Consider the following 3,956-nt stretch of genomic DNA (forward strand, 5'->3'; position numbering starts at 1 on the left):
CCCCTTGCAGAGAGGGAACGTCTACCCGATCGGCAGCCGTGTGAACTCCACACCGCGCGATCCCGGGGGCAGGCTGAACATCATCCCGTCCTCGCCAACCATTATCGGTCCGTCGTAAAGCCGTCGCGCGTCGCCCAGGAACGCTGGATACATCATCCGCGATGGCATCTGCGGGATGACGTGGCTGAACACCACGAAGCGGACCCCCGCCTCCTGCGCCTCGCGCGCGACCGCTTCGGGCGACGCATGATAGGTCAAGATGTCGCGCGTGATCTGGGCGGTGCCGGTAATCCCGCGCCGGGTCAGCGCCGCGGTCACCAGCTTGACCAGTTTGGGCTGCAGCCCTTCGTGAACCAGCAGGTCGGCCCCGCGCGCGGCTGCGACCAGCGCGGTGCTGGTGGTCGTGTCGCCGCTCACCACCACCGACCGGCCCTTATAGTCGAACCGGTATCCTACCGCCGGGTCGACCGGCCCGTGATCGACGCGGAAGGCGGAGACACGCAAGCCATCGGCATCGAGAACGACGACGCGATCGTTCGACCCGCGTGGAGGAATGGCGAAGGGCCGCGCGACCCCGCCGGCGCCCGATGGCGGTGCGATCACCGGGCCATGATGCGCGGTGCGATAGCCGGAATCGAGCGCATAAGCGGCGTCGAATCCCGCCACCACCCGGTCGACGCCCGGCGGGCCATAGATCGGCAGCGGGCTCGTCGTGCCATTGCCGGTCCAGCGCAGCAGCATCATCGGGCCCAGCCCGTCGATATGGTCCGAATGGAAATGGGTCAGGAAGACCCCGTCGATCCGGCCGTTGGGTATGCCCATCAGAACGATATTGCGAGCGCCGCCTTCGCCCGAATCGACAACGAAGATATGCTTGCCCGCGATGATCACCGTGCACGCCCCGGCACGGGTCGGATCGGGCAGGGGGGAACCGGTCCCGCACAGGCCGACATGCAGCCCGTCGCCCAGCGACGCTGTCCGATCGAGGCCGGCGCGCGCATCGAGCGCGGCGCCCAGCATCATCGCGCCCGCTTGCCGCTCGAACGACGCCATGCCGGCGACCGCTGCGAAAGCCGCCGCGATCGCGACGACGAACCTTTTGCGCATCCCGATCTCCCTTCCCAGGGAGGATGCGCGCAGATTTTGGCATAATCAATGCCGAAACATTGCGCTCGCTGCCGCTGCTGCTAAAGTGGACAAAACAGGGGAGGGATCGGATGCGCAATATCGTCCGCGTTGCCGTGGGTCTGGTCGGGCTATTCAACGTCGTATTGGGGCTCGGATTTCTGCTCGATCCCGCTCAAGCCGGCCTGCGCTTTTTCCTTACCTCACTGGGGACGCAGGGAATGGCCACGATGCGCGCCGATTTTACCGCCTTTTTCGTGACCGGTGGGACGTTCGCGCTGATCGCCGCATGGCGCGCGCGACGCTGGCCGCTGCTCGTCCCGCTGTCCTTGCTGTCGATCGCGATCCTGGGGCGAGTCGTCAGCCTGATCGCCGACGGCGCGCCGCCGATTGCGTTTCCCCCGATGGCGGCCGAGGCGATCATGATCGCGTTGCTCGCTTGGGGCTGGCGCACCTTCGATGCGGACGCGGGCCGATGAAAAGATGGGTCAAATGGACGTTCGGCACCGCCGCCGTGCTCGGCGTGACCGGCTACGCCGCCAAGGATTACGTGTTCCTTCACTTGCCGGGATGGATCGCGCCGCGCGTCGCGGACAACCGTCCCGTCAAATGGCAGCCGGGGCCGGCCACCGCTACGGTGCCGGCCGACAAGCGCCCGCCCAACATCGTGCTCATCGTCGCCGACGATCTCGGCTATAACGATATCAGCTTCAATGGCGGCGGCGTTGCCGGTGGCATGGTCAAGACTCCCAATATCGACGCGATCGGCCGCGGCGGCGTCAGCTTCCCCGACGGCTATGCCGGCAACGCGACCTGCGCACCCAGCCGCGCCGCGCTGATGACCGGCCGCTACCCGACCCGCTTCGGCTATGAATTCACGCCCGCCGACGTTCATCCGCCTGCTTGGTTCCCCTCCGGCCTGATCCGCACCGACGCAGCGTTCTCGCGCAATATCGCCAATTTCAAGACCGACTGGGAACACAAGACGATCTTCGACGAGGATGCCGCGCGCGCGCCGGCGACGGTCGCCGACAAGGGCGTGCCAGCCAGCGAGATCACCATCGCCGAATTGCTCCGAACGCGGGGCTATCACACCATGCATCTCGGCAAATGGCATCTGGGCGACGGCAAGGGCATGCGGCCCGAGGAACAAGGGTTCGACGAAAGCCTGGGTTTCATGATCGGCGGGCAGATGTATTTGCCCGAAAACAGCCCCGACGTCGAAAACTCGAAACAGGATTTCGACCCGATCGACAAATTCCTGTGGGCAAACCTGCCGTTCAGCGTACAGTATAACGGCGGCCAGCGCTTCCGGCCGGCGCGCTACATGACCGATTATCTGACCGATCAGGCGATCGCGGCGATCGGCGCCAACCGCAATCGGCCATTCTTTCTTTATCTGGCGTACAACGCGCCGCACACGCCGCTTCAGGCGCTCAAGGCAGATTACGACGCGCTGCCGCAGATCGCCGATCATCGCTTGAGAGTATATGCCGCGATGATCCGCGCGCTCGACCGTGGCGTCGGGCGGGTAATGGCGACGCTCAAGGCGCAAGGGATCGACCAGAACACCCTGGTCATCTTCACCAGCGACAATGGCGGCGCGCATTATATCGGGTTGCCCGACGTCAACCGGCCCTATCGCGGGTGGAAAGCGACCTTTTTCGAAGGCGGGGTCAAGGTGCCGTTCTTCATGCGCTGGCCGGCGAAGATTCAGCCGGGCACCAGCATCGCGGGACCGGTCAGCCATTTCGACATCTTCTCGACCGCAGGCGACGTCGCGGGCGCGACGTTGCCCACGGATCGCGCGATCGACGGCGTCGACCTGATGCCGTTCATCGAGGGCAAGAAGACGGGCACGCCGCACAACACCTTGTTCTGGCGCAGCGGCCCATATCGCGTGGTGCGCGACGGCGACTGGAAGCTGCAATTGCTCGATCTGCCGCACGTGGCATTGCTGTACGACATGAAGGCCGACCCGACCGAACGGCACGATTTCGCAGCACTCCATCCCGATGTCGTGGCGCGGCTCAAGGGGCTGATTGCCCAACATGATCGTGAGAGCGTAAAGCCGGCCTGGCCGTCCTTGATCCGCTCGCCGATCGCGATCGATCGGCCGCTCGGCACCAAGCCGTGGCCGGGCGAAACCTATATCTACTGGTCGAATTGATGAACCCACCCGACGTCCTGCCGCCCGACGGCCGCCGCCTCCGCTCCCAGAACAGCCGCAACGCTATCGTCGCGGCCATGCTCGAGCTGGTTGCCGAGGGGCGGATCACCCCGAGCGCCGAGGAAGTGGCGTCGCGCGCCGGTGTCGGGCTGCGCACCGTGTTTCGGCACTTCACCGACATGGAGAGCCTGTACGCCGCGATGACCGGACGGCTGGCCGAACATTACGAGATGTGGCTGATCCCGTTCGACTCGACAGAGTGGCAAGGCCAGTTGGTAGAGGCGATCGAGCGGCGGACGGCGACCTATGAACGCCTGCTGCCGTTCAAGCGTGCCGGCGACGCGCATCGTCACATGTCGCCGGCGATCCAGGCCGAACATGCGCGCATGCTCGGGATGATGCGGCAGCGGCTACACTCGTTCCTGCCGCGCGAAATCACCGACGACATGGCGCGGTTCGAGACGATCGACCTGATGCTGAGTTTCGAGGCGTGGCAGCGGCTGCGCGACGAACAGGGTCTGTCGATCGACGTGGCGCGGCGGATCGTCCAGGGCGAAGTACTGCGGCTGGCCGGCGTGGAGGGTTCTGCCGCGGCGGCTTGACCTTAGAGCGCGATAACGTGGGTTTGACCCACCGTGACGGAGCGGATTTTGGCGCAGGG

General features: G+C 65.5%; 4 protein-coding genes. 3 read left to right on the forward strand and 1 reads right to left on the reverse strand.

Annotation, left to right across the window (positions count from 1 at the left end; genetic code table 11):
- Positions 1-21: 21 nt before the first annotated feature.
- Entirely contained in the window at positions 22-1,107 is a 1,086-nt protein-coding gene (locus tag SPR01S_RS20720) for an MBL fold metallo-hydrolase (RefSeq protein WP_066593678.1), read from the reverse strand.
- 110 nt (positions 1,108-1,217) lie between these two features.
- Between SPR01S_RS20720 and SPR01S_RS20725 the strand changes: the two genes are divergently transcribed.
- Genes SPR01S_RS20725 through SPR01S_RS20735 form a run of 3 tightly spaced genes read left to right on the forward strand, consistent with a single transcriptional unit; the run spans position 1,218 to position 3,897 of the window.
- Positions 1,218-1,604: a hypothetical protein gene (locus SPR01S_RS20725; protein ID WP_066593687.1), complete on the forward strand. Its 387-nt coding sequence runs from the start codon at positions 1,218-1,220 to the stop codon at positions 1,602-1,604.
- On the forward strand, positions 1,601-3,295 hold the full coding sequence (locus tag SPR01S_RS20730) for a sulfatase-like hydrolase/transferase (protein ID WP_066593683.1): 1,695 nt from the start codon (positions 1,601-1,603) through the stop codon (positions 3,293-3,295). Before SPR01S_RS20725 ends, SPR01S_RS20730 begins: the two co-directional genes overlap by 4 nt.
- Complete coding sequence (locus SPR01S_RS20735; protein ID WP_066593685.1) at positions 3,295-3,897, forward strand: TetR/AcrR family transcriptional regulator; 603 nt, start codon at positions 3,295-3,297, stop codon at positions 3,895-3,897. The genes SPR01S_RS20730 and SPR01S_RS20735 overlap by 1 nt, the downstream gene beginning before the upstream one ends.
- Positions 3,898-3,956: the final 59 nt, after the last annotated feature.

This window comes from Sphingomonas pruni NBRC 15498 (genome assembly GCF_001598455.1).
Classification (GTDB): domain Bacteria; phylum Pseudomonadota; class Alphaproteobacteria; order Sphingomonadales; family Sphingomonadaceae; genus Sphingomonas; species Sphingomonas pruni.

Bases quoted from the DNA above. Each gene is read 5' to 3' on its own strand.
- SPR01S_RS20720 (WP_066593678.1), bottom strand. From the start codon at position 1,107: ATGCGCAAAAGGTTCGTCGTCGCGATCGCGGCGGCTTTCGCAGCGGTC.
- SPR01S_RS20725 (WP_066593687.1), top strand. From the start codon at position 1,218: ATGCGCAATATCGTCCGCGTTGCCGTGGGTCTGGTCGGGCTATTCAAC.
- SPR01S_RS20730 (WP_066593683.1), top strand. From the start codon at position 1,601: ATGAAAAGATGGGTCAAATGGACGTTCGGCACCGCCGCCGTGCTCGGC.
- SPR01S_RS20735 (WP_066593685.1), top strand. From the start codon at position 3,295: ATGAACCCACCCGACGTCCTGCCGCCCGACGGCCGCCGCCTCCGCTCC.